Consider the following 26,540-nt stretch of genomic DNA (forward strand, 5'->3'; position numbering starts at 1 on the left):
TCAGCGAGGCGCGTACATGATCACCGCGACGCCCGCGAGGCAGATCAACGCGCCAAGCACGTCGAACCGGTCCGGCCGGTAGCCGTCGGCGACGACGCCCCAGGCGAGCGAGCCCGCGACGAACACCCCGCCGTACGCGGCGAGGATCCGGCCGAAATGCGCGTCCGGCTGGAGCGTGGCGACGAACCCGTAGATGCCGAGCGCGATCACTCCCCCGCCGATCCACGCCCAGCCGCGATGGTCACGCACACCCTGCCAGACCAGCCACGCGCCGCCGATCTCCAGCACGGCCGCGAGCAGGAACAAGGCGACCGAGCGCAGGACGGTCACCGCGATTTCGCCTTGCGGGTGTTCAGCTGCTCCCGCCACGGGGCGAGCGCGACGTCGGTGGCGGCCTGGATCGCCTTGTGGCGCGCGGCCGGACCGGCGGCTTCCTCGTCGAGAAGTACTTGCAGCGCACCGGTGACGGCACCGACGAAGGCACCGGTCAGCGCGGCGGCGCCGACCTCGTCGAGCTGGTCCGGGAAGGCCGCGGCGAGCTGCCGGGCAATCTCGCGCTGGGCTTCGAACTGGACCTGCAGTGCGCGCCCTCGCACCGCCGGCACGGTCTGGATCAGCCGCAACCGCAGCGCCGCCAGCGGGCTCACCAGGTCATCGCTGCGCTCGCCGACGGTGCGCAGCGCACGCAGCAGCACCTCGGGCGGGCTCTCGCCGGGGGCACGCGTGGCGATGGCGTCCAGCGTCGCCTGGACGCGCTCGTCGGACTCGGGGAACAGCAGCTCTTCCTTGCTGGCGAAGTAGCTGAAGAAGGTCCGGCTACCGATATCGGCCTCGGCGGCGATGTCCGCGACGGTCGTCTCGTCGTACCCCTGGCGGCCGAACAGGTCGATCGCCGCGTCGATCAGCGCCTGCCGGGTGCGGGCTCGCTTGCGTTCGCGGAGCGACATGCCGTGATCGTACGACACTCAGCGCAAATCGGCAGTCGTTGCAAATTTGCACTGACTGCGGTTATCGTTCACGGCATGAACGAGGTTCTGATCTCCGGCGCCGGTGTGGCCGGCCCGGCTCTGGCGTATTGGCTGGCGCGCAACGGTTTCCGGCCCACGGTGGTGGAGCGGTCCGCGGGCGCCCGCTCCAGTGGAAATCCCGTCGACGTACGGGGTCCGGCGCTGCCCGTGGCCCGGGCGATGGGCATCATGCCGCGGTTGCGCGAGGTCGCCACGCGCGCGACGAGGATGCGGATCCTCAGCGGCACCGGCAAACCGGTGGCCACCCTGCGCCTGCCCGCCGGGAAGGGCGACGAGGTCGAGGTGCCGCGGACCGACCTGGCCGGCGTGCTGTACGAGGCGGCGCGGGAGCACGCCGAGTTCCTGTTCGACGACACGATCACCGCACTGGACCAGGACGAGCATGGGGTGGACGTCACGTTCGAGCACGCTCCACCACGCCGGTTCGACCTGCTGATCGGCGCGGACGGGGTGCACTCCACAGTGCGACGGCTGGCTTTCGGGCCCGAGCGCAAGTTCGTGCGCCCCGCCGGATTGTTTGTCGCGACCATGCCGCTGGGCGAGCCGCCGGAGCACCCGCACGATCTGCTCGTGTCCAGCACACCGGGCAGGCTGGTGTCCATCCACCCGTCCCGCGGCGACGCACTGGTGGCCTTCGTCTTCCGTTCGTCCATTGTGGACTTCGACCACCGGAACCCGGTGCAACACAAGCAAATCGTCACCGATGCGTACGCAGACCTCGGCTGGCGGGTGCCCGAACTGCTGGCACGCGTCGCGGATACCACGGACCTGTACTTCGACGCGGTCAGCGTCGTCGACCTGCCGAGCTGGTCCACCGGCCGCGTCGTACTGCTCGGGGACGCCGCCTCCTGTGTCTCGCTGCTGGGTGACGGCTCCAGCTTCGCGATCGCCGGCGCGCACACCCTCGCGACCGCGCTCGCCGACGGCGGGGGCCTCGCCCGGTACGAAACCGTGCACCGGGCGCGGGTCAGGCCGAAACAACGCGGTATCAACCGGTCCGCGGCGATGCTGGTCCCGAAGACCCGGCTCGGCCTGGCCACCCGGAACCTCGCGGCCCGCGTGTGGCCCGGACTCTGAACCCTTCTCAGCGTTTTCACGGTCGCGGCGCAGCCGGTTCTCAGCCCGCCGGGGTTCACTGGGGTCATGAGTTACTACCCGCCACCACCCCCGCGGCATCAGCCCGGCCCGCTGCGCACGTTCGGGCTGGTGATGGCCGCGGTAGCACTCGCCGCACTCATCGGAGCCGCGTTCCTGGTCGGCGGCCTGCACCGGGCGCCATCGCTGCGGTCGCTGGGACCGCAGGGGCTGGGCGACTCGGGCCAGAACACCGCCCAGTCCTTCGACACGAACACCGTCGCCGGCAAGGTCGCGGCTGGGCTCGTCGACGTCAACACCACGCTCGGCTACCAGGGCGCGCAGGCCGCAGGCACCGGGATGGTGCTGACCCCGGACGGCGAAGTGCTGACCAACAACCACGTCGTCGAGGGCGCGACCAGCATCTCCGTCACCGACATCGACACCGGCAAGACGTACAAGGCGGCCGTCACGGGCTATGACCGGACCGAGGATGTCGCCGTACTGCGACTACAGGGCGCGTCGGGTCTGGCGACCATCACCACCGGAGACTCCGGGCAGGTCGGCGTCGGGGAGCCGGTCGTCGGCATCGGCAACGCGGGCGGCACCGGGGGCGCGCCGAGCGTCGCACCGGGCACGGTGACCGCACTCGGTCAGTCGATCACCGCGAGCGACGAGTCGAGCGGGAGTTCCGAACAGCTCGAAGGGCTCATCCAGGTCAACGCGAACATCCAGTCCGGTGACTCGGGCGGTGCGCTGGCCGACCGCGACGCGCATGTCATCGGCATGAACACCGCCGCGTCGAGCGGGTACCAGTTCGGTCCGGGGCGCCACGGCCAGCGGCAGAGCCAGAGCAGCGCTGCCACCGGCTACGCGATCCCGATCAACCAGGCGCTGTCGATCGCGAAACAGATCGAGGCGGGCTCGTCCTCCTCGACCGTGCACATCGGCGCCTCGGCGTTCCTGGGTGTGTCGGTCGCCGACTCCGGCCAGGGTGCCGCCATCCAGGAGGTCGTGCCCGGTGGCCCGGCCGCGCAGGCCGGGCTGTCGGCCGGGGACGTGCTGTCCGGAATCAACGATCAGCAAGTCGATTCGGCGACCACGCTCACCACGCTGATGGACGGCTTCCACCCCGGCGACAAGATCACGCTCAGCTGGCTCGACCAGACCGGGCAGCAGCAGTCCGCAACCGTCACGCTCGCCGAAGGACCGGTCGGCTGAGCGAGTCGGGCGCCTGGCGGGCGGGTATGCGCAGGGGCATGACACACCGAGCACCACTCCCCCAGGACCAGCAAGGCCGGCCGCGGACCGCGATCGTGACCGGCGCCGACTCCGGTATCGGCCGGGCCATCGCCGCCGCACTCGGCGGCGGCGGAGTCGACGTCGGCATCACCTATCACGAAGACCACGAGGGCGCCCGCCAGACCGCCGACGAGGTGCGGCAACTCGGTGCCCGCGCCGAAATCCGCCGGCTCGACCTCACCGACCTGCCCACCTCCGCCGCCGCGATCGACGAGCTCGCCGAGGCGCTCGGCGGGGTGGACGTGCTGGTCAACTGCGCCGGCACCGGCACCAGAACCCCCGTGATGGAGCTGGACTTCGACACCTGGCGCGACGTCGTCGCGGTGGACCTCGACGGTGCTTTCGTGTGCGCGCAGCGAGCTGCCCGGCGCATGATCGACGCCGGCACGGGCGGCCGGATCGTCAACATCACCAGCGTGCACGAGCACGCGCCGCGGGTCGGCGCCGCGCCGTACTGCGCGGCCAAGGCCGGCGTCGGGATGCTTACCAAGGTGCTGGCGCTGGAGCTCGCCGAGCACGACATCACCGTGAATTCGGTGGCACCAGGGGAAATCTCGACGCCGATGACCGGGCAGGCCGATGTCGATCCCCGCGAGCAGGCGCGTCCCGGCCTGCCGCTCGGCCGTACCGGTGACGCGCGTGAGGTCGCCGCCATGGTGGCGTTCCTGACTTCCCCGGTCGCGAGCTACGTCACCGGGGCGTCGTACGTCGTGGACGGCGGCATGCTGCTGATGGGTCCGCAGCATGCCGGCGCGGTCCGGGACGAGGAGTGGCGCAAGGGCTGATCGCGCAAGATTGGAGAAGACGCCCGCCGTCGCCGCGCCTAGATTGAGGCACACACGCGGAGGGAGTACGGCGATGAGCGGCGTACGGGTACTGGTCGGCACACGCAAGGGCGCCTTCATCCTGACCTCGGACGGCAAGCGCACGGACTGGCAGGTCGACGGCCCGCATTTCGCCGGCTGGGAGATCTACCATGTCACCGGCTCCGCCGCCGACCCGCAGCGGTTGTTCGTGGCACAGCACACGAGCTGGTTCGGGCAGCTCATCCAGCGCTCCGACGACGGTGGCCGCACCTGGACCGCGATGGGCAACAAGTTCGACTACGAGGGCACCCCCGGCACCCACCTGTGGTACGACGGCACCCCACGTCCTTGGGAGTTCACCAGGGTATGGCACCTGGAGCCCTCCCCTTCCGATCCGGACCTGGTCTACGCCGGTGTGGAGGACGCCGCGCTGTTCCGGTCCGTCGACGGTGCGCGGTCCTGGCACGAGTTGCCGGGACTGCGCACCCATCGATCGGGCCCGTCGTGGCAGCCGGGCGCGGGCGGCATGTGCCTGCACACGATCAAACTCGACCCGCGAAACCCGGAGCGGATCTACTCGGCGATCTCGGCCGCGGGCGCGTTCCGCAGTGACGACACCGGCAAGACGTGGAAGGCGATCAACCACGGGCTCAAGTCCGAGGGCATTCCCGACCCGGACGCCGAAGTCGGGCACTGCGTGCACCGGCTGGCCCAGCATCACGATCGCCCGGACACGCTGTACATGCAGAAGCACTGGGACGTCATGCGAACCGACGACGCCGGGGACAACTGGCGTGAGATCAGCGGGAACCTGCCGACGGACTTCGGGTTCGCCATCGACGTGCACGCGCACGACCCGGACACGGTGTACGTGGTGCCGATCAAGAGCGACTCGGAACATTTTCCGCTGGACGGTCGGTTGCGCGTGTACCGCAGCCGCACCGGGGGCGACGAGTGGGAGCCATTGACGCGGGGCCTGCCGCAGGAGAACTGCTACGTCAACGTGCTGCGCGACGCGATGGCCGTGGATTCGCTCGACGAATGCGGTGTCTACTTCGGCACCACGGGCGGTCAGGTGTATACGTCCAACGACGCGGGAGACAGCTGGGCGCCGATCGTGCGTGACCTGCCTGCCGTGCTGTCGGTGGAAGTCCAGACGCTGCCATGATCCGGGTGGTGCTGCCGGCGCATCTGCGGACCCTCGCGCGGATCGACGGTGAGGTCCGGCTCGAGCTCGACGGCCCGGTCACGCAGCGCACCGTGCTTGACGCGATCGAGGCGCGATATCCGATGCTGTGCGGCACGATCCGGGACCAGTCGACACACCGGCGCCGGGCTTTCGTGCGGTTCTTCGCGTGCGAGGAGGACCTTTCCCACGAAGCGCCGGACGCGCCGCTGCCGGAGCAGGTGGCCAGTGGGCACGAGCCGTTCCTCGTCGTGGGTGCCATGGCGGGCGGCTGAACCGCGCGAGTTGAGCGTTGCGAGAGCGCGAGTTGAGCGTTGCGTGCGGCGGAAACGCGCAACTCGCACAGCCGGAACGCGCAACTCGCACAGCCGGAACGCGCAACTCGCGCACCGGGAACGCGCAACTCGCGCAAGCCAATGCCCAGAGCATCGCTAATCTGGTTGGGTGCCAAGGCCGAACAGCACCGTGGTGATCGTCGCGGGCGCCGATGCCGGGAAGGTGGCGGCCCGCCTCGACGGGCTTGCGAACGTCCGCGCCGCCGCCGGACAGGACGACGATTCCGCGCGTGAACTCGTCGCACAGTCCCATGCCGCCTACGTCGTGCATGACGCCGACCCGCTCAGTGGGGTCGCGACGGCGTGGGCGGGTTTCTTCGACCGCACCGACACTCCCGGCACGCTGGAAGTCGCAGTCGAGACGACACTGGCGGGTCTGCGCCGCGGTACCGTGCAGCTGCCGGACTACTACGTCGTGCTGGACCCGGAATCCTTGCCGGAGACGGAAAAACACTGGTGGCTCGGCGTACTCGCCGGGGTCTCGCCGAGCCGGGTCATCCCGGCGAAGCCGAGCGCGGGCGCGGTGGCGGACGTGCTCTCCCGCCTGCCGTCCGGCCGCTGGTGGCCGGACCCACCGGACGAGTGGCTCCGCGGCCTTGGCCGGGCGATCCCGGACCGGGTCGGCGTGCCGGGCGCCTGACTTCCGCCATCTGGGCAAATTTGCGCTTCACCGTGTGCGGCGATGGACTCGTGGTCTGGACTATCCCAGCGACGAGGAGCACTCATGTCCGTGACCGACGAACTGCTCGCGAACAACGCCCGGTACGCCGAAACCTTCTCCGGTCCGCTGCCCCTGCCGCCCGCCAAGCACGTCGCCGTGGTGGCGTGCATGGACGCGCGGCTCAACGTCTACGGCGCGCTCGGGCTCGCCGAGGGCGACGCGCACGTGATCCGCAATGCCGGCGGGGTGATCACCGAGGACGAGATCCGCTCGCTCGCGATCAGCCAGCGCCTGCTCGGCACCGAGGAGATCATCCTCATCCACCACACCGACTGCGGCATGCTCACCTTCACCGACGACGGCTTCAAACAGTCCATTGAGGACGAAGTCGGCATCAAGCCACCGTGGGCGGCGGAAGCCTTCTCCGATGTCGAAGCCGATGTGCGGCAATCCATCGCCCGGGTCAAGGCCAGCCCGTTCGTGCCGAAGAAGGACTCGGTGCGCGGGTTCGTGTTCGACGTGGCGACCGGCAGGCTCACCGAGGTCGCCTGACTCACCAGTCCGACAACACCGTTTCGAACGCCAACTCCGCCGCACCCAGCAACTTCGCGTCCGAGCCGAGCTTCGATGTCGCCACCTTGGCGCCGCCGAGTGCGCGGCTGACCAGGCTGCGTTCCCGCACCATCTTCTCGACCCTGGCGACGAGCGGGGCGGGCAGCGCGGTGAACAGGTCACCGAGCACGACCAGTTGCGGGCACAGCAGGTTCACCACGTTGGCGAGGCCCAGCGCGAGCCATTCCACGAACTCGTCGAGCTTCGCCAGCACGGTGTCCCCGGACTCGCCGAGCGCCCGCAGTTCCGCCACGATGGCACCGACCGGTGAGTCCTCTTCGATGCCCAGCGCCCGGCACAGCGCGCGCTCCCCGATCTCGGTTTCCCAGCAGCCACGCGATCCGCAGTAACACGGCCGCCCGCCCGGTTTCACGACCATGTGGCCGATCTCGCCGATGTGGTGCCCGCCGGCCCCCCGCAACGACACCCCGTTGGAGATGACCCCACCGCCGACCCCGACGTCCACGCCGAGGTAGACGACGTCGTCCGCGCCACGGGCGATGCCGCGCAGATGTTCGGCCATCGCCCCGAGTTCCGCGTCGTTTCCCATGTGCACGGGCAGTTTCAGCGCGTGCGACAGCCAGCCGCCGAGCGGCACGTCCGCCCAGTGGAGATTCGGTGCCTCGTGCACGTAACCGTCCGAGCGCCGCACCACACCGGGCACGGACACGCCGACCGCGACGGGCCCGACCTCCTGTTCGGCGACCAGCGGACCGACGTAGTCCATGATCTTGGTGAACACCTCGGTCGGCTCGCCGTGACTACCGCGTGCGCGCCAGCTGTCCCGGCCGAGGATCTGCCCGCCGATGCCGACCAGCGCCATCGCCGCCCGCTCGACCCTGATGTCGATCGCCAGCACCACCGCCGCCTGCGGCTGCGGCAGCACCAGCAGCGACGGCCGGCCCGCCCCGCTGCGCTGGGCGGGCACCCGTTCCTCCACGACCCCGTCTTCGGCGAGGCCGTCCACCAATGCCTTGATGGTGCTGCGGTTGAGCCCGAGCGCCGTCGCGAGACTGGCCCTGGTGGACGGGCCGTCCACGTGGAGACGGCGCAGCAGAGCCGCCCGGTTGTGGCGACGAACGTCGTCCGGGCGTGTCCCGGAGGTCGAGGTTGTCGTCACTTATGGTGTCCCTGCTGCCGTCGTCTCCTTCTCCGTCGCCACGCCGCGTCAGCGCGCGGCGGCGGCGCGCCTGCGCGACAGAGCGTCCACGGCCGCCGCGACGAGCAGCACGAGACCGGTGATGATGTTAACCGTGTCCGCTTGGTAACCGAGCAGTCCCAGCCCGTTCTGCACGGTCGCCAGCACGAGACCACCGATCACCGCGTCCCGCATCCGGCCACGGCCACCGAAAAGCGACGTACCACCGATGACCGCCGCGCCGACCGCGAACAGCAACGTGTTGCCGTTACCGGCGTTGCCGTCCACCGACCCGACCTTGGAGCTGTACACGATCGCCCCGATGGCCGCGATCGACGAGCAGATCACGAACACGCTCATCCGGATCTTGTCGACCTTGACCCCGGCCCGGCGGGCGGCTTCCTTGTTGCCGCCGACCGCGTACACGTGCCGCCCGTACCGCGTGCGGTCGAGCACGAACGTGCCGACGACCAGTAGCACCAGGATGATCGGCACGACCCACGGCACACCCTGGATCGTGGTCAGCGTCGGGTTGGGCGAGCGGTTGATGGTGAACAGGTAGGTCGCGACCGCGCCCAGCACCACGACGGCACCGGCCTTGATCGCGATCAGCATCGTCGGCTGCGCGACCAGCCCGTGCCGCAGCCGCGAGAAGTGCCGGAACAGCAGCACGACCGCGTAGCCACCACCGGCCACGATGAACAGCAGCCAGCTGGTCAGCACGCTGAGGTTGCCGTTGGCGACGTCGAACAGCACGTGGCTGTCGCGGATCGGGATCGTGCCGCCCTCGCCGACGAGCGCCAGCACGACGCCGTACCACGCGATGAACAGCGCCAGTGTCACCACGAACGACGGGATGCCGATCTTCGACACCAGCGCCCCGGTCAGCGAGCCGATCACGGTGCCGATGGTGATCGCGAGGATGATCTCGATCCATGGGTTCGCGGAGAAACCGATCAGCAGCGCCAGAAGCGCGACCGCGGACAGCGCCGCGCCGATCCAGATCCGCATCAGCACGCACAGCCCGACCGCGACCACGGACCCGACGATGAAGCCGTAGAACATGGTCGGTCCCATCGCGCCCAGCAGGTTGCCGTGCTGGGTCCAGTGCAACGCCAGCACGGACGCGGCGACGCCGGATGCGGTGCCCGCGGACAGGTCGATCTCGCCGAGCAGCAGCACCGGCACGATGCCCATCGCGATGATCGTCTGACCGCCGCCCTGGGCGAACAGGTTCGCGATGTTGTTCAGCGTCAGGAACGAGTCGGACAGGCTGGTGAACACGATCACCAGCAGTAGCAGGCCGAGCAGCGCCGGCACCGCGCCGAGCTCACCGCCACGCAGGCGCCGGAAGTAGTCACCGATCGCCTCGGTCGTGGTGCGCGAGGTGGTGTCGATCCCGAAGTCGGCGATCGCCGAGTCGGAGCCGGAAGACTTGGTGGGTGTCTCAGTCATTTTCGGATTCCTCGCCTACACGGCCGCGACTTCGGGCCTGGCCAGGCCGAGCTCGCCCGACCGGCCGGCGGTGATCAGCTCGACCACCTGGTTGTTGGTGACGTCCTTGGTCGCGACGTCGGCGGCCAGCCGGCCGAGGTAGAGCACCGCGATGCGGTCCGCGACCTCGAACACGTCGTTCATGTTGTGGCTGATCAGCACGACACCGAGACCCTGCTCGGCGAGCCGCCGCACCAGGTCGAGGACCTGGCGGGTCTGTGCCACGCCGAGCGCGGCGGTGGGCTCGTCGAGCAGCACCACCTTGCTCTCCCACAACACCGCCTTGGCGATCGCGACGGTCTGCCGCTGCCCGCCGGACAGCGACGCGACGAGCGTGCGCACGGACTTGACGGTGCGCACCGACAGCGAGGCGAGCGTCTTGCGCGCGTCGAGTTCCATCGAGGCCTCGTCGAGCAGGCCGTTCTTGACGCGCTCGCGGCCGAGGAACATGTTCTGCACGATGTCCAGGTTGTCGGCCAGCGCGAGGTCCTGGTACACGACCTCGATGCCGAGTGCCGCGGCGTCACGCGGGTTGTGGATGTGCACGGGCCGGCCGTTGAAGAGGACTTCGCCACTGTCGGCGCCGTGGATCCCGGCGATGCACTTGACCAGCGTCGACTTGCCGGCGCCATTGTCGCCGACGAGGGCGGTCACCTCCCCCGGGCGCACCGTCAGGTCCACATCGTGCAGCACGTGGACCGGGCCGAAACTCTTGTTCAGACCGCGTAGTTCGAGGATCGGCTCGTTCACCGCGGGTACCTCCACATGGTTGGGAGCATCGCCGGAGGGGAAGCGCCACCGCGGTGGCGCTTCCCCTCCTTGGTGCTGCGAGGGATCAGGAAATGCCCAGCTGGGTGCATGCCGCGGCGACCTCGGCCGTGCAGATCTCACTGGCCTTGACGTAGCCCTGGTCGACCGGGACCTTCACGTTCTGCTTCGTGATGGACTGCGGCGTGAGCAGGACCGACTTGACCGTACGGTTGTTCTTCGGGTCCTGTGAAGAGGCCTTGGCGATCGCGTCCGCACCGGCGGTGTCGCCGTTGATCAGCTTGGCGGCGAGCTGCGCGGCGGCGTCGGCCTCCTGCTGGATCGGCTTGAACACCGTCGAGTACTGGGTGCCGGCCAGGATCGCGGTCAGGCCCGCGGCGCTGGCGTCCTGCCCGGTCACCGGCACCTTGCCGGCGAGGCCGTTCTTCTGCAGCACGGTGATGATCGCGCCCGCGAGGCCGTCGTTGGCCGCGAGCACGCCGTCGACCTTGCCGCCGTTGGCCGACAGCAGCTGCTCGAAGGTGGTTCCGCCCTTCTGGTTGTCCCAGCCGTCGATGGCCTGGCTCGCGACCTTCTTCAGCGCGCCCGAGGTGTAGAGCGGGCCGACGATGTTCTCCTGCCCGTTGTGGAACAGGGTCGCGTTGTTGTCGGTCGGCGAGCCCTCGATCTCGATCACCTGCGCGCCCGGCTTGCTCGCCAGCGCGTCCTTGAGCGCGGTGCCCTGCAGCTCACCGACGCGCGTGTTGTCGAAGCTGACGTAGTAGTTCGCGCTGCCGCCCAGGTTGAGCCGGTCGTAGTCGATGACAGGGACACCCTGCTGCGCGGCCTTCTGCTCGACCGTGGCGCCGACATCCCCGCTCGGCGCCGCGATGATCAGGACCTTGACGCCCTGGCTGAGCATGCTGTCCGCGTACTGCGAGAACTTCTGGTTGTCACCCTGCGCGTTCTCGATGATCGGGCTCATGCCCGCCTTCGTGAGCGCCGACTGCAGCATCGGCTGGTCGAAACCGGCCCACCGCGCGGAGGTGGCGGTTTCCGGCAGGATCACGCCCACCTTCGGGCCGCCACTGGCACCGCCCGACTGATTGCTGTTGCTGGAGCCGCCCGAACTGTTGGCACCACAGGCCGTCATGGCGAGAGCGACACCGGTGCCGGCGGCGAGCAGGGCGAGGGTCTTTCTCCGCTTCATTGCGTCCCCTAGGGAAATGTTGTGGTCGGCAACATTTGAATGTTGTGTACGACAACATACGACTCGCACCGCACTGACGCTAGGTTTCGGTATCGATTCAGAACGCTCACCGCTTTACGTTCTGGTAACGAGCGCAGCCGCCCTCGAAAGCGTCGCACCGGCAAACGCCTGCGCAGCCGCGGTGAGTGGTCCAGACCGGTGCACCAGCCACTGCGGGATCCGTTCCGGCGGGGCGAACCGGTACACCCGCGCGCCGGCCCGGTCTGCCGCGTCGCGCCAGCCGTCGGGCATCAGCCCGGCCCCGATTCCGGCCAGCACCATGGGAAGCACGACGCTGCGGTCCGCCACCTCGGCCGCGATCGGCACGTCGCCGACGCTCACGGCGAGCCGGTCGAACAGCGCCCGCACCGCGGTCCCGGGTGGCGTCACGACGAACCGCATGCCCTTGAGGTCTCCGGGCCGGATCCCTTCTCCAGTCCCGATTTCCGACCCGGGCGGTGCGACGACGAGGAACTCCTCGTCCCGCAGGTGATGGACCACCAGCCCCGGGCCGGCCGGCCGCTCGGCGCTGCCGCACACCCCCACCTCGCACCGGCCGCGCACCACCAGCGCCACGACCTCGGCCGCCGACCGGGCCGACGACGTGCTCACCAGCACGCCGGGATGCCGCCGGGCCAGCTCCGCGATCACCCCGATGACCGGTTCGAGCGCCGACGACGTCGCGGCGACGTCGACCCGGCCCACCGGCCCGGCACCGACCGCGCGCGCCGCGGCGCGCAGGGCATCGAAATCCCGCAGCACCAGCCGGGCGCGGTCGGCCATCAGCTCCCCCGCGCTGGACAACACGGCGTTGCGGCCGACCCGGTGAAACAGCTCGACGCCCAGTTCGTGTTCGAGTTTGGCGATGGCGCGGGAAAGCGACGGCTGGGCGACCCGCAGCGCGCGAGCGGCGTGGGTGAACCCGCCGTGCTCGACGATCGCGACGAAATACTCCAGTTGCCGCCGTTCCATAGCCAGACGCTATCGAAATGGTGCGCCGGATGTCTTGGACGTGCGGCCTCGCGCCGGGAGAGACTGCGAGGATGTTCCAGACCCGGCCCACCCTCCAGGGCACCTTCGGCATGGTGTCGTCCACCCACTGGCTCGCCTCGGCCACCGCGATGGCCGTGCTGGAAGACGACGGGAACGCCTACGACGCGGCGGTCGCGGCGGCATTCGTGCTGCACGTGGTGGAGCCCCATCTCAACGGCCCCGCGGGCGAGGTGCCGATGATCCTCGCGCCCACCGGTGCGGCCCCGCAGGTCCTTTGTGGACAAGGCCCGGCCCCGGCCGGGGCGACCATCAGCCATTACACCGCACTTGGTCTGGACCTCGTGCCCGGCACCGGTCCGCTCGCTGCCGCGGTCCCCGGCGCGTTCGACGCCTGGCTGCTGCTGTTGCGCGATCACGGCACCAAGTCGCTGGACGAGGTGATGAAGTACGCGATCGGCTATGCCGAGCGCGGCCATCCCGCGGTCGAGCGGATCGGTGCCACCGTCGAGACGGTGCGTGAGCTGTTCGAGACGGAATGGACCACTTCGGCGGAAATCTACCTGCGTGCCGGCAAATCGCCCGCGCCGGGCGAGCTACTGCGGAACCCGGCGCTGGCCGCGACCTGGCGGCGCATGCTCGCCGAGGCCACCGGCCCGACGCGCGAGGCGCGGATCGACGCGGCACGGAAGGTGTGGCGCGAGGGCTTCATCGCCGAGGCGATCGTGGAATTCGCCGCCAAGTCCACAATGGACACCACTGGTGAGCGGCATGCCGGCACGCTCACCGGAGACGATCTCGCGTCGTTCTCGGCGTCCTATGAGGACCCGGCCACATTCACCTGGAACGGCTGGACGATCGCCAAACCCGGGCTGTGGAGCCAAGGTCCGGTGTTCCTGCAGCAGCTGGCCCTGCTGCCCGGCGAGCTCGACTACGCGACGCCGGATTACTACCACACGCTCATCGAAGGCACGAAGCTCGCGATGGCCGACCGCGAGGCGTGGTACGGCGACGGCGCGGACGTGCCGCTGCGCGCCCTGCTTTCCCGTGAGTACAACGAATCCCGCCGCGCGCTCGTCGGGGACCGGGCCTCACGCGAGCTGCGTCCCGGCCGTCCGGACGGCCGGGAACCGCGGCTGAGCAAGCATGCCCGGTTCACCGGAGGCGACATCCCGGTCCCGGCCGGGGCGGGCGAACCCACGGTCGCGAAGGACGGCGCCACCCGTGGCGACACCTGCCACCTGGACGTCGCCGACCGCTGGGGCAACCTGATCGCGGCGACCCCGAGCGGGGGCTGGCTGCAGTCCAACCCGGTCATCCCCGGGCTCGGTTTCCCGCTGGGCACCCGGTTGCAGATGACGTGGCTCGAACCGGGCCTGCCGAACTCGCTCATGCCGGGCAAACGCCCGCGCACCACGCTGAGCCCGTCACTCGCTCTCCGCGACGGCGTGCCGGTGCTGGCCTTCGGCACGCCCGGCGGTGACCAGCAGGACCAGTGGAACACCCATTTCTTCCTCGCCGTGGCGTTGCGGGAAAAGGTGCGCGGCGGGCTGGACCTGCAGGGTGCGATCGACGCCCCGAACTGGCACACCGACAGCTTCCCCGGCTCGTTCTACCCGCGCTCGATGTCCCCGGGCAGCGTCACCGTGGAATCACGGATCGGTGCCGACATCATCGCCGGGTTGCGGCGGCGCGGGCATGACGTCACGGTCGCGCCACCGTGGTCGGAAGGACGATTGTGCGCCGTGGCAAGGGATCCCGGGACCGGGGTGCTCTCGGCGGCGGCGAACCCGCGCGGCATGCAGGGGTACGCCGCCGGCCGCTGATCACGCCGACTTGCTGATCACCTCGTCCGCGACCCACCGGGCCACGCCCGCGGGATACGGCGACGCCAGCCCGAGCACGACATGCCGGAAACCGCCGTCGACCGCTTCCCGGATCGCATCCCGCGTAGCGCCCGGCTGCTCGTAGGAAACAGGCAGGTGAATCGAGCGGACGATCGAGGCCGGATCCCGGCCGATTTCGGTGCAGTAGCGGTCCAGCAGCGCGCTGCGGCTGATGACGTCATCGATATCCCCGCCCGGGATGTTCCACAGGTCGGCGTGCTCGGCGGCGATCCGCAGCGTGGCGGCCGCACGCCCGCCGATCAGGATCGGCGGATGCGGGCGCTGCACCGGTTTCGGGTTGCCGAACGCCCCGGTGAGCCGGATGTAGGTGCCGTCGAAATCGAACGGTTCCGGCTCGGTCCACAGCCGCTTGATCACCGTGCACGCCTCGGCGAGGCTGCCGACGGCATGCGCGGTGTCGTGGAAGGGCAGGCCGTGTGCCGCGTACTCGCGCCGCGCCAGCGGATGGCCAGGACGCGAGCCGACCCCGATCCCGAAGTCGAGGCGCCCACCGGAAACGATGTCCACGGTCGTGGCGATCTTGGCCAGCATCGCGGGCGGGCGGAACCGGTTGCTGGTCACCAGCAGGCCGAGCCGCAGCCGTTCGGTTTGCGCCGCCAGCGCCGAAAGCAGTGTCCAGCCCTCGTGGGTCGGCCCGTCCGGATCACCGCCGATCGGCATGAGGTGATCGAACAACCACGCGTGCTCAATCTGTTCGATCGCGTCCGCCTCGCGCCAGACCCGCAGGATGTCGTGGTAGCCGACCTGCATCGGCGCAGTCATGAGGCCGAACCGGACGTCGGTCATCGACGCCTCCGCACTGCCGGGTCGAGCAACGCCGGCGGGGCGTCGAGCTTCTCCTCCGGGGCCAGGTCCACCCCCGGCGCGACGATGGAGTCGATCGCGTCGAGCACATCGGCAGTCAGCACAGTGTCCACGGCGGCGAGCTGCGAGCTCAGGTGCTCCAGCGTGCGAGGGCCGATGAGCGCGCTGGTCACGGCGGGATGGGCGGTGACGAAGCCGAGTGCGAGCTGGATCATGGTCAGCCCGGCCTCGTCGGCGACCTTGGCCAGCTGCTCGACCGCGTCCAGCTTCGCCCGGTTCGCGGGGATGGCGGTGTCGAAACGCTGCGGCATGAATCCCGAGCGGCTGGTGGTGATTTCGCGGCCTTCGCGGATCGCGCCGGACAGCCAGCCGGACGCCAGCGGACTCCACACGAGTACCCCCAGCCCGTATTCCTCGGCGACCGGCAGGACATGGGTTTCGATCCCGCGTTGCAGGATCGAGTAGCTCGGCTGTTCGGTGACGTACCGGCTCAGGTGATGCTCGCGGGCGGCCCACTGCGCCTGCACGATCCGGTACGCCGGGAACGTCGAGGACCCGAAGTAGCGGATCTTCCCCGCGCGCTGCAGATCCGTCAGCGCCGACAGGGTTTCCTCGTCGCTCGTGGCCGGATCCCACCGGTGGATCTGGTAGAGATCCACGTGATCGACGCCGAGGCGGCGCAGGCTGCGCTCCAGCTCGGTGACCAGCCAGCGACGGGAGCTGCCCTTGTGGTTGCGCTCGTCGCCCATCGGCAGGCCGGCCTTCGTCGCCAGCACGATGTCGTCGCGGCGACCGGCGATTGCCTTGCCCACCAACGTTTCCGACTCGCCGCCGCTGTAGGCGTCCGCGGTGTCGATGAGGTTGATCCCCGCCTCGAGCGCCGCGTCGACGAGCGCGGTGGCCTCGTCCTGGGTGGTTCGCCCGATCCGGCCGAAGTTCATCGCGCCGAGCGTGAGCGAGCTCACCTGCACACCGGTCCGCCCCAAGGTGCGGTAGTGCATACATCCTCCCTCTGGCATCATGGGTAAACGGAACATTGCTCCGCCGACAATACGGAACATTGCTCCGGTTGGCAAACGGGAGGGAGTGCTGGTGAGTGCCGGCAAAGAGGGAACGGCCCGGTCGAAGCGGGCGGACGCCCGGCGCAACGAGCAGACGCTGCTCGACGCAGCCGCGTCGGTGTTCGTCGCGTCCGGTGTGGACGCGCCCGTCCGTGACATCGCGGCCAAGGCCGGGGTCGGGATGGGCACGATCTACCGCCACTTCCCGACGCGCGCGGATCTGATCATCGCCGTCTACCGGCACCAGGTCGAAGCATGCGCCGAGGCCGGCCCGGCGTTGCTGGAGAGCAGCGAAACCCCGTACGCCGCCTTACGGCAGTGGATCAACCTGTTCGTCGATTTCCTCGTCACCAAGCACGGCCTCGCCGGGGTACTCCAGTCCGACAACGCCGGTTTCGAGACGCTGCACTCCTACTTCCTCGAGCGCCTCATGCCGGTGTGCACGCAGCTGCTCGACGCCGCCGCGGATTCCGGCGAGATCAGCCCGGGTTTGGAGGCCTATCAACTGATGCGCGGCGTCGGGAACCTGTGCATCGGCGCCGAAAACGACGCTGATTACGACGCGCGCCGGCTGGTCGGACTGCTCATCGCGGGACTGCGTGAGCCGCGCAGAGCGAGCTGATGATGCGTCAGGGCAGGCGCTGGCGGCTCAGGAAGTTCCACATGATCGTCGCGGCGGCGGCGTCCTCGCCGACATAAGTGGTGTACGGGGGCGCCGCCTGGGCGGCCGTGGGCCACAAATGTGACAGTCCCGAGTAGACGGCCGACGACAGTTCGGTGCCGGCATGGCACCCGGTCCACGACGTCAGGGTGAGCCGGCCGGTGTGGCGGACACTTCCCGGGCCGTGGCAGCCATTCCGGGTCTGCCACTGCGTCACCGCCTGGTTCAGCGCGATCGTCGCGGTCGGCGAGAAATGCTCGGCGCGCACCACCGGATCGTCCGTCCCGCCGGCCAGCAACGCCGAGATCGGTTTACCGCCACAGGTCGCGAGCGGAACCGCGCCATAAGTCGCAAGCCCGGCGAAAACCCCCGGATGCGCGCAAACCTCCTCGAAAGACAATTTCGCCCCATTGCTGTAACCGGCGAGATAAATACGGCGAGGGTCGCTTTCGAAATACCGTGCCGCGTCCGTGGCGACCGCGGTCAGGAACCGCGGATCGGGCACGCCTTCCTTCGCCGCGACACCACAGCATCCGTGCCCGGCGTTCCACGACTCGCCGATCCCGAGTGGATAGACGAGATTCACTTGCCCACGCTGGGCATAGGGCAGAAACCCGGTGCGCACGGACTCCAGTTGCGCCGTGACGCCCCGGCCGTGCAGCACGATCAGCAACGGAATTCCCTTGTGCCGCACGGAAGACCCGACCGCGAGATACGTCCGCTTCGTCCCGTCCACCGTGAGCTGCCGCGGCACGGTGGTCGTGCCGGCCGACACCGCGGCGGGTACCGGTGTGGCATGTCCCTGCGGCTGCACGGACTCGTTGACGCCTGCCGGTGCACAGGCCGCCAGTGCGACCAGCGCACCGGCGAGGACGAGCAGGCGTTGCCGCAGATTCATGCGGATATTGTGCCCGCGAGCCACGGAAAAACGATGCCTTCTCAGTTTTTTCTCATCCGGCTTCCAGCGCGTGCATAGGGAAACCGGCCAGACTCGGCGAAAGTCCGGCGAAACGCGTGTGGAGGGTTTCATGGCGATGGTGTCGCGGTTGCTGTCCACCCGGGCCCGCGAGCGGCCTGACTCGCCCGCGTTCCTTTCCGGCGCGGACGAGCGGGTCCTGACCTGGCGCGAGGTCGCCGCGCACGCCGAGCGCTGGCGCCACGAGATCCCGCCGGGCAGCCGGGTGGGACTGGTGATCGCCGACCCGTTGCTGTTCACCATGGCCTACCTCGGCTGCCTGTCCGCGGGCGCGACCGCGGCGCCGGTCGACCCGCGGCTCACGGAAGCCGAATTGGCCGGCGCGCTGGCCCGCTTGCGGATCGATGTGCTCGCCACCGATCGTGACGACCCGACTGTCCATTCCGGACTGAACACGGTGCTGGCAGATTTCGCCGGCCCGCGCCGGATCCGGTCGGCGAACACCCCGCACCGGACCGGCGCGTCGCATCCCGCGGTGCTGCTCACCAGTTCCGGCACCACGGGCGCACCCAAGGGCATCCCGCTCACCGAATGGCAGCTGTTGCACGCGGCGGAACGGGTCGCGCGGCATCATCGTTTCGGCCCCGGCGAGCGCGGCTACACCCCGCTGCCGTTGTTCCATGTCAACGCCCAGGTCATGGGCCTGCTCGCGACGGTAGTAAGTGGCGCCGAGCTGGTGATCGACCGCCGGTTCGAGGCGGGCGAGTACTGGGCGCGGGTGGAACGGCACCGCCCGACCTGGCTCAACGCGGTTCCCGCGATCCTGGCCTCGCTCGCCCGGTGCCCGGCCCCGCCCACGCGGGTCGTCGACCGGATCCGGTTCGCCCGCTCCGCGTCGGCGCCGCTGCCGCGCGAGACCGCGCGGGCGTTCACCGCGCGCACGGGGCTGGGTGTGCTGGAAACCTACGGCATGTCCGAGGCCGCCGGTCAGCTCACCGCGAACCCACTGGACCCGGCGCGGCGGCGGGACGGGTCGGTAGGGCTGCCGGTGGACGTGGACCTGATCGTCGCGGGGTCGGACGGCCGCGAGACCGCGCCCGGCGAAGAGGGCGACGTTCTGTTGCGCGGGCCGGAAATCGTCCGCGAGTACGTCGAACTCGACGGTCCAGAACGGAGTCGCCCCGCCCGCGCCGCGGACGGCTGGCTGCGCACCGGGGACATCGGGGTCCGCGATGAAGCCGGGTTCCTGTACCTGGCCGGCCGCGTGGACGACGTGATCAACCGCGGCGGCGAGAAGGTCTACCCGCAGGAAGTCGAAAACGTTCTACTCGCGCATCCCGGCGTCGCCGCGGCGGCGGTCGTGGGCGCGCCCCACGAACGGCTCGGGCAGGTCCCGGTCGCGTTCGTCACCACCGAGAGCCGCGATGCCGAACGACTCCAGGCGTCCCTTCTCGCGTGGTGCGCGCAACGGCTGACGCGGTACAAGCGGCCGGTGGTCGTCGAGGTCATCGACGCGCTGCCGGTCGGCCCGACGGGCAAGGTACTGCGCCGGGCGCTACGACCGGAGCCGGCAGGGCGCCCGTGAACAAGGAACACCTCTACTACGTCGACCTGGTCCGGGTGCTGACGGTCGGGTTGGTCATCGGCACCCATGTCCTGGCTCTCGCGCCGGTGGCGCCGAGCGTCCTCGACGGCGCGCTCGGCATGATCTTCCACGTCAGCCGCGAGGTGTTCTTCCTGCTCACCGCGTTCGTGCTGACCTACAGCACGCGCAAGACGGTGCGCTGGCCGGCGTTCTGGCGCCGCCGGTACCTGTTCGTCGCCGTGCCGTATCTGATGTGGACGGTGCTGTACTTCTTCGCCGACGGCGGCCCGTATCTCGGCCAGGTGTTCGTGCAGCAGCTGCTCACCGGCACCGCGCGCTACCACCTGTACTTCCTGCTCGTCTCGATGCAGATCTACCTGGTGTTCCCGCTGTTACGGATGCTGCTGCGGGCGGCACGGCGGTGGCACGGCGCGCTGCTGGTGCTCGCGGTGGTGTTCCAGCTGATCTTCGCGAGCGCCGTGCAGCACCAGTGGGATCTCGGTCCGCTGTCGGGCTGGCTGCGCGCCCCGGACGCGCTGCTGCCCAGCTACGCCGGGTATGTCCTGGTGGGTTCGATCGCCGCCTGGCACCGGGACGCGCTCGTCGGATGGACCCGGCGGCAGGTACGGCTCGTGTTCGGCGGCGCGGCGGGCGTCGTGGCCCTGGCGATCGGCGGCTACCTCGGGCAGGTGCGGGGCGGGCAGCCGCCGTTGCAGGCCGGCATGGTGTTCCAGCCGGTGATCGTCGTGGAAAGCCTGGCCATCGCGTGGGCGTTCCTCGCCACCGGGCTGATCTGGGCGGAGCGCGGGCGGTTCGGTGCCCGGCTCGTCATGTCCACTTCGGACGCTTCGTTCGGGGTCTACCTGCTGCATCCCCTCGTGCTGCAAGGGATTCTGCTCGGCGCCACGGCGTCCGGACTCGCCGGTCTCGCACAGACCGCGCCGGACGCACTGGTGCTGGCCGTGCTGGTGCTCGTGCTGCTGCCGTTGACCTATCTCGTGTCCGGGCTGCTCACCGCCGCCGTCCGGCGCACCCCGGTGAGCCTCGCGCTCACCGGCCGGGCGCGCGCGCCCATTCCCGTACCCCCGCGCGAAGACCTCGCGCTCGTCACCACAGGAGGAGCCCGATGAGCCACACCACGATGATGATCGACCCCGGCCTGCCCACGGGACAGTTCACCGACGTGATCTCCAGCCACCGCGACCATGTCGGGCTGGTCAAGTTCGGCTGGGGCACCGCGCTGGTGACCCGGGACCTCGACCGCAAGATCGCCGTGCTGCGTGAGGCGGGGATCGGTTTCTACTTCGGCGGCACGTTGTTCGAGTGGTACCTCGTGCAGGGCCGGCTCGACGACTACCTCACGCTCGTCGACCGCACCGGCGCCACCCACATCGAGGTCTCCAACGGCACGATCCCGCTCGACCAGCCGGGCAAGGCCGGCTGGGTGCGGCGGATGACGCGATACCGGCCGGTGCTGGCGGAGGTCGGCTACAAGGATGCGGAACGCTCGGCGACGCTCTCCCCCGCCGACTGGGCCGGCGCGATCCTGGAGGATCTCGACGCCGGCGCCGAACTGGTGATCACCGAGACCAGGGAAAGCGGCCGCAGCGGGATGGCGCGGCCGGACGGGCACCTGCGCGACGACGTACTGGACGCCGTCCTCGCCCGCGTCGACGCCGACCGGCTGCTGTTCGAGGCGCCCACCAAGGAGCTCCAGGTCGACCTGATCCGGGCGATCGGCGTGGACGTCAACCTCGGCAACATCGCCGCCGCCGACCTGGTCGCCGTCGAGACCCTCCGCCGCGGCCTCCGCGGTGACACGTTGCTCCAGATGACCTTGCCCCGCACCGTTTCCTTCGCCTGAGCACTGTCCACAAAGGAGCATCCATGCGTGATATGCACGACGCCGCGCACTTCGCGGTTCCCGCGCGTGACCTCGACGAGGCGGTCGAGTTCTACGTCTTCGGCCTCGGGGCCAAGCTCGCCCGCCGCTACGCCGACCGCGTCACGTTCGACTTCTTCGGCGACCAGCTGGTCTGCCATCTCTCCGACGACATCCCCGCGGAGGCGGTGATGTACCCGCGGCATTTCGGGCTCAGCTTCGCCCGCGCCGAGGACTTCGACCGGCTCGTGCGGGTGGTGGAGCACCGGAAGCTGCGGGTACTCGCCGGGCCGGCCGTGCGGTTCGAAGGGACCGCCGAGCAGCATCGCACGATCGCGCTCGCCGACCCGTCGAACAACGTCATCGAGTTCAAGAACTACGACGACCCGCGGCTGCAGTACTGACCTTGCCGGGACCAGCGCCGATCCACGGCGGTGCGAACGTTGCCGAACAGTCATTCCTCGCCCGCGGGGGCTATGGAAAAGTAACCCGCGATGTCGTTCGAGACGGGAAGCAGAACGGGGCGCCTGCTCGGCGCGGGAGTGGCCGCCGCGGTCGCCGTGGTGACGGGGCTGCTCACCAGCCAGGGCACGCTGCCTCAGGCCGTGGGCTGGCCGGTCGAGGTACTGGCCGCGATCGCCACCGGGCTCCTTGTGCTGCTCGCGTTCCGTCCCCGGCCGACCGTGCCCGCGCCCGATCCGCCACCGCGGCCGAAACCGGCCGGCACGGCGGCGATCCGGGTCCTGCGGATCGATGACCTCGACCCGGCCGCGCTCGGGGTGCGCCCGGCGTGGCCCGTGCCCGGCGGGGCCGCGATGCCCCCGTACGTACCGCGCACCGCGGACGCCGCGCTCGACCGTGCGCTGGCAGGCGGCGGGCTCGTCCTCGTCCAGGGCGACGCGGCCGCGGGGAAGACTCGCACGGCTTACGAAGCCTTGCTGCGCAACGCTTCCCGCTTCGGCTGGGAGTCGGTGATGGTGCCGCGCGACGAGGCGGCGCTGCGGGAACTCGCGGCCGCCCCGCCGGCGAAAGCCGTGGTGTGGCTGGATGATCTCGAGCGGTACCTGACCACCGACAGCCTCGACGACACCCTGTTGCGGGCGTTGAACGGTGTCGTGCTCGCGACGCTGCGCACGCGCGCCCGCGCCGATCTCGGCATCGACGGCGACAGCGCGCACCGCGTGCTCACCCGGGTCACGCCGGTCGAGCTGGGCCGGCAGCTCGACCGCACCGAAACCGCGGCCGCGCACCGCTACCGTGACGATCCGCGGATCGCGGGCGCGATCGTCGAGGAGATCGGGCTGGGCGAGCACATCTCCGCCGGCCCGGAGGCACTGCGGCGGTGGCGTTCCGGCGAGAACGAGGCCGGTGCGGCGCTGGTCAGCGCGGCGGTCGACCTGCGGCGCGCCGGTTTTCTCGACCCGGTGCCGCTGGACTGGCTGATGTCGCTGCACGGCGGTTACCTCTCGGAGCGGTTCCGCAGCCGCATCGGCGAGCCGGACCTGGCGGGCGCGCTGGACTGGGCGATCCAGCCGGTGCGCGGCGCGACGCCGTGCCTGATCCCGGCCGGGTCGAATCGCTATGTCGCGTCCGGTTATCTCGTCGACGCCGCGTCGGGTGCGGTGCCGGATGCGGTGTGGCAGGGCCTGCTGAGCACAAACCTGCTCACCACGGACCAGCGTTTCCGGATCGCGCGCGCCGCGGTGTGCTTCGGGCGCATCGGCGACGCCGTGCTGTTGTGGACCGAGCTCGCCCGCTCCGGCGACCAGTTCGCGCTGTTCAACCTCGGCTGGGCCGCGCGGCTGGACGGTGACGAGGCGCGCGCGCAGCAGTGGTTCCAGCGTGCGGCGGATGCGGGCAGCAGCTGGGCGATGTCGAACCTGGGCAGCATGGCCGAGCAGCGCCAGGACCTCGCGACGGCCCAGCTGTGGTATCAACGGGCGGCCGACGCCGGGGACACCACCGGCATGACCAATCTCGGCGGGCTGTTCGCGCAGACGGGCCGGATCGATCAGGCCCGTGAGGCGTACCGGCGCGCGGCGTCGGCGGGTGATCCGAACGGGGTGCGCAAGGAAGCCGTGCTCGAGCTGTTGCACGGGGACCGCAAGCGCGGCGCGGAGCTGTTGCGGCGGGTCGCGTTGTCCGGGGATCCGGCCGCGGTGCGGTTGATGGGATTGTTGTCGCCGACGGGTGAGCCGGGGGCGCACCGCGCGGATGTCGAGGCGCTGCGGCGGCTGGCGGCGGAGATCGGCGATGGCGAGGCGGCGCTCGATCTGGCGCGGAACCTGTGGCACCAGGGCGATCTGGACGCGGCGGAGACGTGGTTCCGGCGGGCGGCCGACGGCGAGCACGGGCGGGTCGCGGCGTTCGGGCTGGGGGTCCTGCTGGAGCAGCGTGGCAGGACCGGCGAGGCCGAAGAGTGGTACCGGCGATCCGCGGCGCACGGCCTGCCCGAGGCGATGCTGAACCTGGGCATGGTGCTGCAGGAACGGGGCGAGTTCGACGAGGCGGAAAGCTGGTACCGCCAGGCTGTCGAGGCGGGTCACCTGCCCGCGGAAGTGAACCTCGGCGCGCTGCACTGGCGCCGCGGCAACCTCGAGGAAGGCCGGGCCTGGTACCAGCGCGCGGCCGACCGTGATGACGAACTCGCGAAGCAGGCACTGGAAAACCTCGGAACCGGCTGACGCCCGGTCCCGCGGGGGTGGCCCGGTGTCAGCGGGTCGCGGGCACGAGTTCGGACCACGGCGCCACGGTCCCGTACAGCGCGGTCATGGCGGCGAGCGAGGGCGCCAGGAACCCGTCGTAAGCGGCGGTGGCGTCGGCGGCCACTGCGACGTTGAACCGGCGCTCGAGCGCGGACCGCACGGTGGACTCGACGCACACGTTGGTCAGCACTCCGGCGACCACGAGGCGCTCGGTCCCCAGGCCGCGCAGGATGTCCTCGAGGTCGGTGTACAGGAAGGCGTCGTACCGGTTCTTGTCGACGACCACCTCGCCCGTCTTGGGGGCGAGCCGGTCGATGATCTCGGCGTCCCAGCTTCCGTGGCTGAGCATGCGCGGTTCGACGGCGAGGGCCGGTGCCGCGGCCGCCCGCCAGCGGGGGGACATCTCAGGAGCCCCCTCGCTGACGACCTGGCGCGTGTAGAGCACGGGCAGACCGGACGCACGAGCGGAGGCGAGCAGGGCACGGGTCGCACGGACGGCGGGCTCGGCGTCCGGAAGGCCCATCCCGGCCCTGGCGAGCGACCCTTCCGGATGCAGGAAGCCGTTCTGCATGTCGATGACGAGAACTGCCGTAGTGGGCACAGGAAAGTCCTTTCGCAGCGGCAAGGTCAGAAGATCGCGACGGGATTGCTGGCGCTGGCGGTCACGCCGACCATGCGCCACGGCAACGCGGCGAAGAAGAACTCCCAGCGGCGCTCCTCGCGGCACACCGCGGCAAGCTCGGTGAGTTCCATGTTGTCCACCAGCCAAAGGCCGAGTGCGACCAGAGCCACCGTGTGCACGGGCCGCGTCAGGTCCGGTCCGTACCCTGAGGGCTGCACGTCCTGCACGCCGTCGTTACCCAGCATGGCGACGTCGCGCTCGCGCAGGAACGGCAGGCAACTCGCGTGCAGCCCGGCCTGCCGCGCCGCCGGGCCCACGGCGTCGGGGCCCTCGTGCAGGATCCTGGCCGCGTTGCCGGTGTGGACCAGCAACGCGTCGCCCGGGCGCACCGTGACGCCCTGCCGTCGTTCCGCGGCGGTGAGGTCCTCGGGGGTGACCGGCTGACCACGCCCGAGCCAGTCGACGCCGTGCAACGCCGCGATGTCCAGCAGCACGCCCCGGGTCAGGAAACCGAGCGCGGCGTGGTGGACCGACAGTTTCCGCGCACCGCCCAGCGAGGTCGTCTCGGAGGCGGGGAAGCCGTTGTAGTTGTGCCCGTCCCACGAGTAGTGGGCCAGGCCGTCGACGTGGGTGTTCGAGCCGTGCGCGGCGATCCCGACGAACTCGGTGACCGCGTCGAACCGCAACGGCCGCCCGAAGTGTTCCTCGACCTCGTTCGTGCCGGTGAACCGCTGCACCACGGAGTTGCCGGAGGCCAGCGGGTCGGGGGTGCGAGGGTCGATGTCCCGGGAAAGTGACACGGCGCGCCCGGTGCGGATCGATGCGGCCGCCGCCGCGCGCACCTCGTCGGTGATGGTGTTCAGCGTGCCCAGGCGGTCGTCGTCGCCCCAGCGGCCCCAGTTGGACAGCGAGGTGAAGAACCTGAGCACCTCGCCCTCGGTCAGGCTCGTGTCCCTCACGCTCATGGCTGCGATCCTGCCGCTCCTGCCGACCGCGCCGAGTCCAGCAACCGGTGCAGTCCGTCGAACAACACACCCCGGTCACCGGCGAGGGTGACGGTCCGCGACCCGGTGACGGCGACACCCCCGAACTCCCACGCCGCGTTCGCGACGACGTATTCGATCCCGGCCTCGCGGCAGGCCCGGACCACGCGGTCGTGCAGCTTCTGGATTTCGTCGTGGGCGACGTCGCCGTCGAGGCCGTGGGCCATGCTCAGGTCGAAGGGACCGAAAACGAGTCCGTCGAGACCCGATCGCGACGCGATGGCCTCCACGTTCTCCACCCCTTCGAGGTCCTCGATGAGCCCGAAGACCACAACGTCCTCGTCGGCGCGCCGCCGGTCACCTGCCCAGTCGGTCGTGACGTGCCCGACCGACCGCACCGCCGGACAGGCGCCCCGCAAGCCCGCGGGCGCGTAGCGAGCCGCCGCCACGAGTGCGGCGGCCTGCTCGGGTGTGCACACGTGAGCGGCCATGATCCCGGCCGCCCCCAGGTCGAGGACGCGCTGGATGAACGACGTGTCGTGGTCGGCGATCCGCACGATGGCGTCGATTCCGACGGCGTCCGCACCGCGGATCAGCTCGCGGATCTCGGCCAGCGACAACGATCCGTGCTCGGCGTCGATCCAGGCGTAGTCGAGTCCGGCCTGCCCCGCGATCTCCACCAGGTCAGGACTGGGCAGCTGGACCGCGACCCCGTAGGCGACGGTGCCCGCCTCCCAGGCCGCGCGGATCCGGCGTGGGCGCTTCGTCAGCATGTGGTTCTCCCTGAGTGCT

Annotated in this window: 27 protein-coding genes; 14 read left to right on the forward strand and 13 right to left on the reverse strand. The window is 70.2% G+C overall.

The features are described 5' to 3' along the window. Together GKO32_RS28300 and GKO32_RS28305 are read right to left on the reverse strand one after the other, a co-directional pair. The gene (locus GKO32_RS28300) at positions 1-330 is read right to left on the reverse strand and encodes a YnfA family protein (protein WP_312868671.1); all 330 of its coding nucleotides are present in this window, start codon (positions 328-330) and stop codon (positions 1-3) included. Then, positions 327-947 carry a TetR/AcrR family transcriptional regulator gene (locus GKO32_RS28305; protein WP_154759963.1) on the reverse strand — a complete coding sequence of 207 codons (621 nt, stop codon included), beginning with the start codon at positions 945-947 and terminating at the stop codon, positions 327-329. The genes GKO32_RS28300 and GKO32_RS28305 overlap by 4 nt, the downstream gene beginning before the upstream one ends. Positions 948-1,022: 75 nt before the next feature. Between GKO32_RS28305 and GKO32_RS28310 the strand changes: the two genes are divergently transcribed. From GKO32_RS28310 to GKO32_RS28340, 7 genes are all read left to right on the forward strand, one after another. Then, positions 1,023-2,105: an FAD-dependent monooxygenase gene (locus tag GKO32_RS28310; RefSeq protein WP_154759964.1), complete on the forward strand. Its 1,083-nt coding sequence runs from the start codon at positions 1,023-1,025 to the stop codon at positions 2,103-2,105. 66 nt (positions 2,106-2,171) lie between these two features. Continuing rightward, a complete protein-coding gene (locus tag GKO32_RS28315) occupies positions 2,172-3,323 on the forward strand; it encodes a S1C family serine protease (protein WP_154759965.1) in 1,152 nt (383 codons plus the stop codon). Positions 3,324-3,361: 38 nt separating this feature from the next. Further along, a complete protein-coding gene (locus GKO32_RS28320) occupies positions 3,362-4,189 on the forward strand; it encodes an SDR family oxidoreductase (RefSeq protein WP_154759966.1) in 828 nt (275 codons plus the stop codon). 73 nt (positions 4,190-4,262) lie between these two features. Then, on the forward strand, positions 4,263-5,378 hold the full coding sequence (locus tag GKO32_RS28325) for a WD40/YVTN/BNR-like repeat-containing protein (protein ID WP_154759967.1): 1,116 nt from the start codon (positions 4,263-4,265) through the stop codon (positions 5,376-5,378). Further along, positions 5,375-5,671, forward strand: a complete 297-nt coding sequence (locus GKO32_RS28330; RefSeq protein ID WP_154759968.1) for a MoaD/ThiS family protein — start codon at positions 5,375-5,377, stop codon at positions 5,669-5,671. The genes GKO32_RS28325 and GKO32_RS28330 overlap by 4 nt, the downstream gene beginning before the upstream one ends. A 169-nt stretch (positions 5,672-5,840) precedes the next feature. Then, a complete protein-coding gene (locus tag GKO32_RS28335) occupies positions 5,841-6,371 on the forward strand; it encodes a hypothetical protein (protein WP_208024573.1) in 531 nt (176 codons plus the stop codon). 84 nt (positions 6,372-6,455) lie between these two features. Next, complete coding sequence (locus GKO32_RS28340; protein ID WP_154759969.1) at positions 6,456-6,944, forward strand: beta-class carbonic anhydrase; 489 nt, start codon at positions 6,456-6,458, stop codon at positions 6,942-6,944. A 1-nt stretch (position 6,945) separates the two neighbouring features. Here the strand turns inward: GKO32_RS28340 and GKO32_RS28345 are convergent, their stop codons facing one another. From GKO32_RS28345 to GKO32_RS28365, 5 genes are all read right to left on the reverse strand, one after another. After that, positions 6,946-8,124 (reverse strand): ROK family protein, encoded by a 1,179-nt coding sequence (locus GKO32_RS28345; RefSeq protein WP_312868672.1) that lies wholly within the window; start codon positions 8,122-8,124, stop codon positions 6,946-6,948. 48 nt (positions 8,125-8,172) lie between these two features. Beyond that, positions 8,173-9,597 carry a sugar ABC transporter permease gene (locus tag GKO32_RS28350; protein ID WP_154759970.1) on the reverse strand — a complete coding sequence of 475 codons (1,425 nt, stop codon included), beginning with the start codon at positions 9,595-9,597 and terminating at the stop codon, positions 8,173-8,175. A 15-nt stretch (positions 9,598-9,612) separates the two neighbouring features. After that, positions 9,613-10,386 (reverse strand): ATP-binding cassette domain-containing protein, encoded by a 774-nt coding sequence (locus tag GKO32_RS28355; protein ID WP_312868673.1) that lies wholly within the window; start codon positions 10,384-10,386, stop codon positions 9,613-9,615. Positions 10,387-10,471: 85 nt separating this feature from the next. Further along, positions 10,472-11,593 carry a sugar ABC transporter substrate-binding protein gene (locus GKO32_RS28360; RefSeq protein WP_154759971.1) on the reverse strand — a complete coding sequence of 374 codons (1,122 nt, stop codon included), beginning with the start codon at positions 11,591-11,593 and terminating at the stop codon, positions 10,472-10,474. A gap of 114 nt (positions 11,594-11,707) precedes the next feature. Beyond that, the gene (locus tag GKO32_RS28365) at positions 11,708-12,604 is read right to left on the reverse strand and encodes a LysR family transcriptional regulator (protein WP_154759972.1); all 897 of its coding nucleotides are present in this window, start codon (positions 12,602-12,604) and stop codon (positions 11,708-11,710) included. A 71-nt stretch (positions 12,605-12,675) separates the two neighbouring features. Between GKO32_RS28365 and GKO32_RS28370 the strand changes: the two genes are divergently transcribed. Next, positions 12,676-14,448 carry a gamma-glutamyltransferase family protein gene (locus GKO32_RS28370; RefSeq protein WP_154759973.1) on the forward strand — a complete coding sequence of 591 codons (1,773 nt, stop codon included), beginning with the start codon at positions 12,676-12,678 and terminating at the stop codon, positions 14,446-14,448. On the opposite strand, the gene GKO32_RS28375 is transcribed toward GKO32_RS28370, so the two are convergent. Continuing rightward, complete coding sequence (locus tag GKO32_RS28375; RefSeq protein ID WP_154759974.1) at positions 14,449-15,315, reverse strand: LLM class flavin-dependent oxidoreductase; 867 nt, start codon at positions 15,313-15,315, stop codon at positions 14,449-14,451. Then, on the reverse strand, positions 15,312-16,334 hold the full coding sequence (locus GKO32_RS28380; protein ID WP_154759975.1) for an aldo/keto reductase: 1,023 nt from the start codon (positions 16,332-16,334) through the stop codon (positions 15,312-15,314). The genes GKO32_RS28375 and GKO32_RS28380 overlap by 4 nt, the downstream gene beginning before the upstream one ends. A 91-nt stretch (positions 16,335-16,425) precedes the next feature. Between GKO32_RS28380 and GKO32_RS28385 the strand changes: the two genes are divergently transcribed. Next, complete coding sequence (locus tag GKO32_RS28385; protein ID WP_312868674.1) at positions 16,426-17,016, forward strand: TetR/AcrR family transcriptional regulator; 591 nt, start codon at positions 16,426-16,428, stop codon at positions 17,014-17,016. Between the two features lie 7 nt (positions 17,017-17,023). Here GKO32_RS28385 and GKO32_RS28390 read toward each other — a convergent pair whose 3' ends face one another. Continuing rightward, complete coding sequence (locus GKO32_RS28390; RefSeq protein WP_166459761.1) at positions 17,024-17,953, reverse strand: CE1 family esterase; 930 nt, start codon at positions 17,951-17,953, stop codon at positions 17,024-17,026. Positions 17,954-18,083: 130 nt separating this feature from the next. Between GKO32_RS28390 and GKO32_RS28395 the strand changes: the two genes are divergently transcribed. From GKO32_RS28395 to GKO32_RS28415, 5 genes are all read left to right on the forward strand, one after another. Beyond that, positions 18,084-19,556 (forward strand): class I adenylate-forming enzyme family protein, encoded by a 1,473-nt coding sequence (locus GKO32_RS28395; protein WP_166459762.1) that lies wholly within the window; start codon positions 18,084-18,086, stop codon positions 19,554-19,556. Then, the gene (locus GKO32_RS28400) at positions 19,553-20,686 is read left to right on the forward strand and encodes an acyltransferase (RefSeq protein WP_154759979.1); all 1,134 of its coding nucleotides are present in this window, start codon (positions 19,553-19,555) and stop codon (positions 20,684-20,686) included. Before GKO32_RS28395 ends, GKO32_RS28400 begins: the two co-directional genes overlap by 4 nt. Continuing rightward, positions 20,683-21,420 carry a phosphosulfolactate synthase gene (locus GKO32_RS28405; protein WP_154759980.1) on the forward strand — a complete coding sequence of 246 codons (738 nt, stop codon included), beginning with the start codon at positions 20,683-20,685 and terminating at the stop codon, positions 21,418-21,420. The genes GKO32_RS28400 and GKO32_RS28405 overlap by 4 nt, the downstream gene beginning before the upstream one ends. Positions 21,421-21,443: 23 nt before the next feature. Beyond that, complete coding sequence (locus tag GKO32_RS28410; RefSeq protein WP_154759981.1) at positions 21,444-21,842, forward strand: VOC family protein; 399 nt, start codon at positions 21,444-21,446, stop codon at positions 21,840-21,842. A gap of 90 nt (positions 21,843-21,932) precedes the next feature. Next, positions 21,933-24,122: a tetratricopeptide repeat protein gene (locus tag GKO32_RS28415; RefSeq protein ID WP_154759982.1), complete on the forward strand. Its 2,190-nt coding sequence runs from the start codon at positions 21,933-21,935 to the stop codon at positions 24,120-24,122. A gap of 28 nt (positions 24,123-24,150) precedes the next feature. On the opposite strand, the gene GKO32_RS28420 is transcribed toward GKO32_RS28415, so the two are convergent. The 3 genes from GKO32_RS28420 to GKO32_RS28430 are packed head-to-tail and all read right to left on the reverse strand — an operon-like array spanning position 24,151 to position 26,521. Then, positions 24,151-24,744: a cysteine hydrolase family protein gene (locus GKO32_RS28420; protein WP_154759983.1), complete on the reverse strand. Its 594-nt coding sequence runs from the start codon at positions 24,742-24,744 to the stop codon at positions 24,151-24,153. Positions 24,745-24,770: 26 nt separating this feature from the next. Then, positions 24,771-25,730: a cyclase family protein gene (locus tag GKO32_RS28425; protein WP_154759984.1), complete on the reverse strand. Its 960-nt coding sequence runs from the start codon at positions 25,728-25,730 to the stop codon at positions 24,771-24,773. Then, on the reverse strand, positions 25,727-26,521 hold the full coding sequence (locus GKO32_RS28430; protein WP_154759985.1) for an HpcH/HpaI aldolase family protein: 795 nt from the start codon (positions 26,519-26,521) through the stop codon (positions 25,727-25,729). Before GKO32_RS28430 ends, GKO32_RS28425 begins: the two co-directional genes overlap by 4 nt. Positions 26,522-26,540: the final 19 nt, after the last annotated feature.

This window comes from Amycolatopsis pithecellobii (assembly GCF_009707865.1).
GTDB classification, from domain to species: domain Bacteria; phylum Actinomycetota; class Actinomycetes; order Mycobacteriales; family Pseudonocardiaceae; genus Amycolatopsis_E; species Amycolatopsis_E pithecellobii.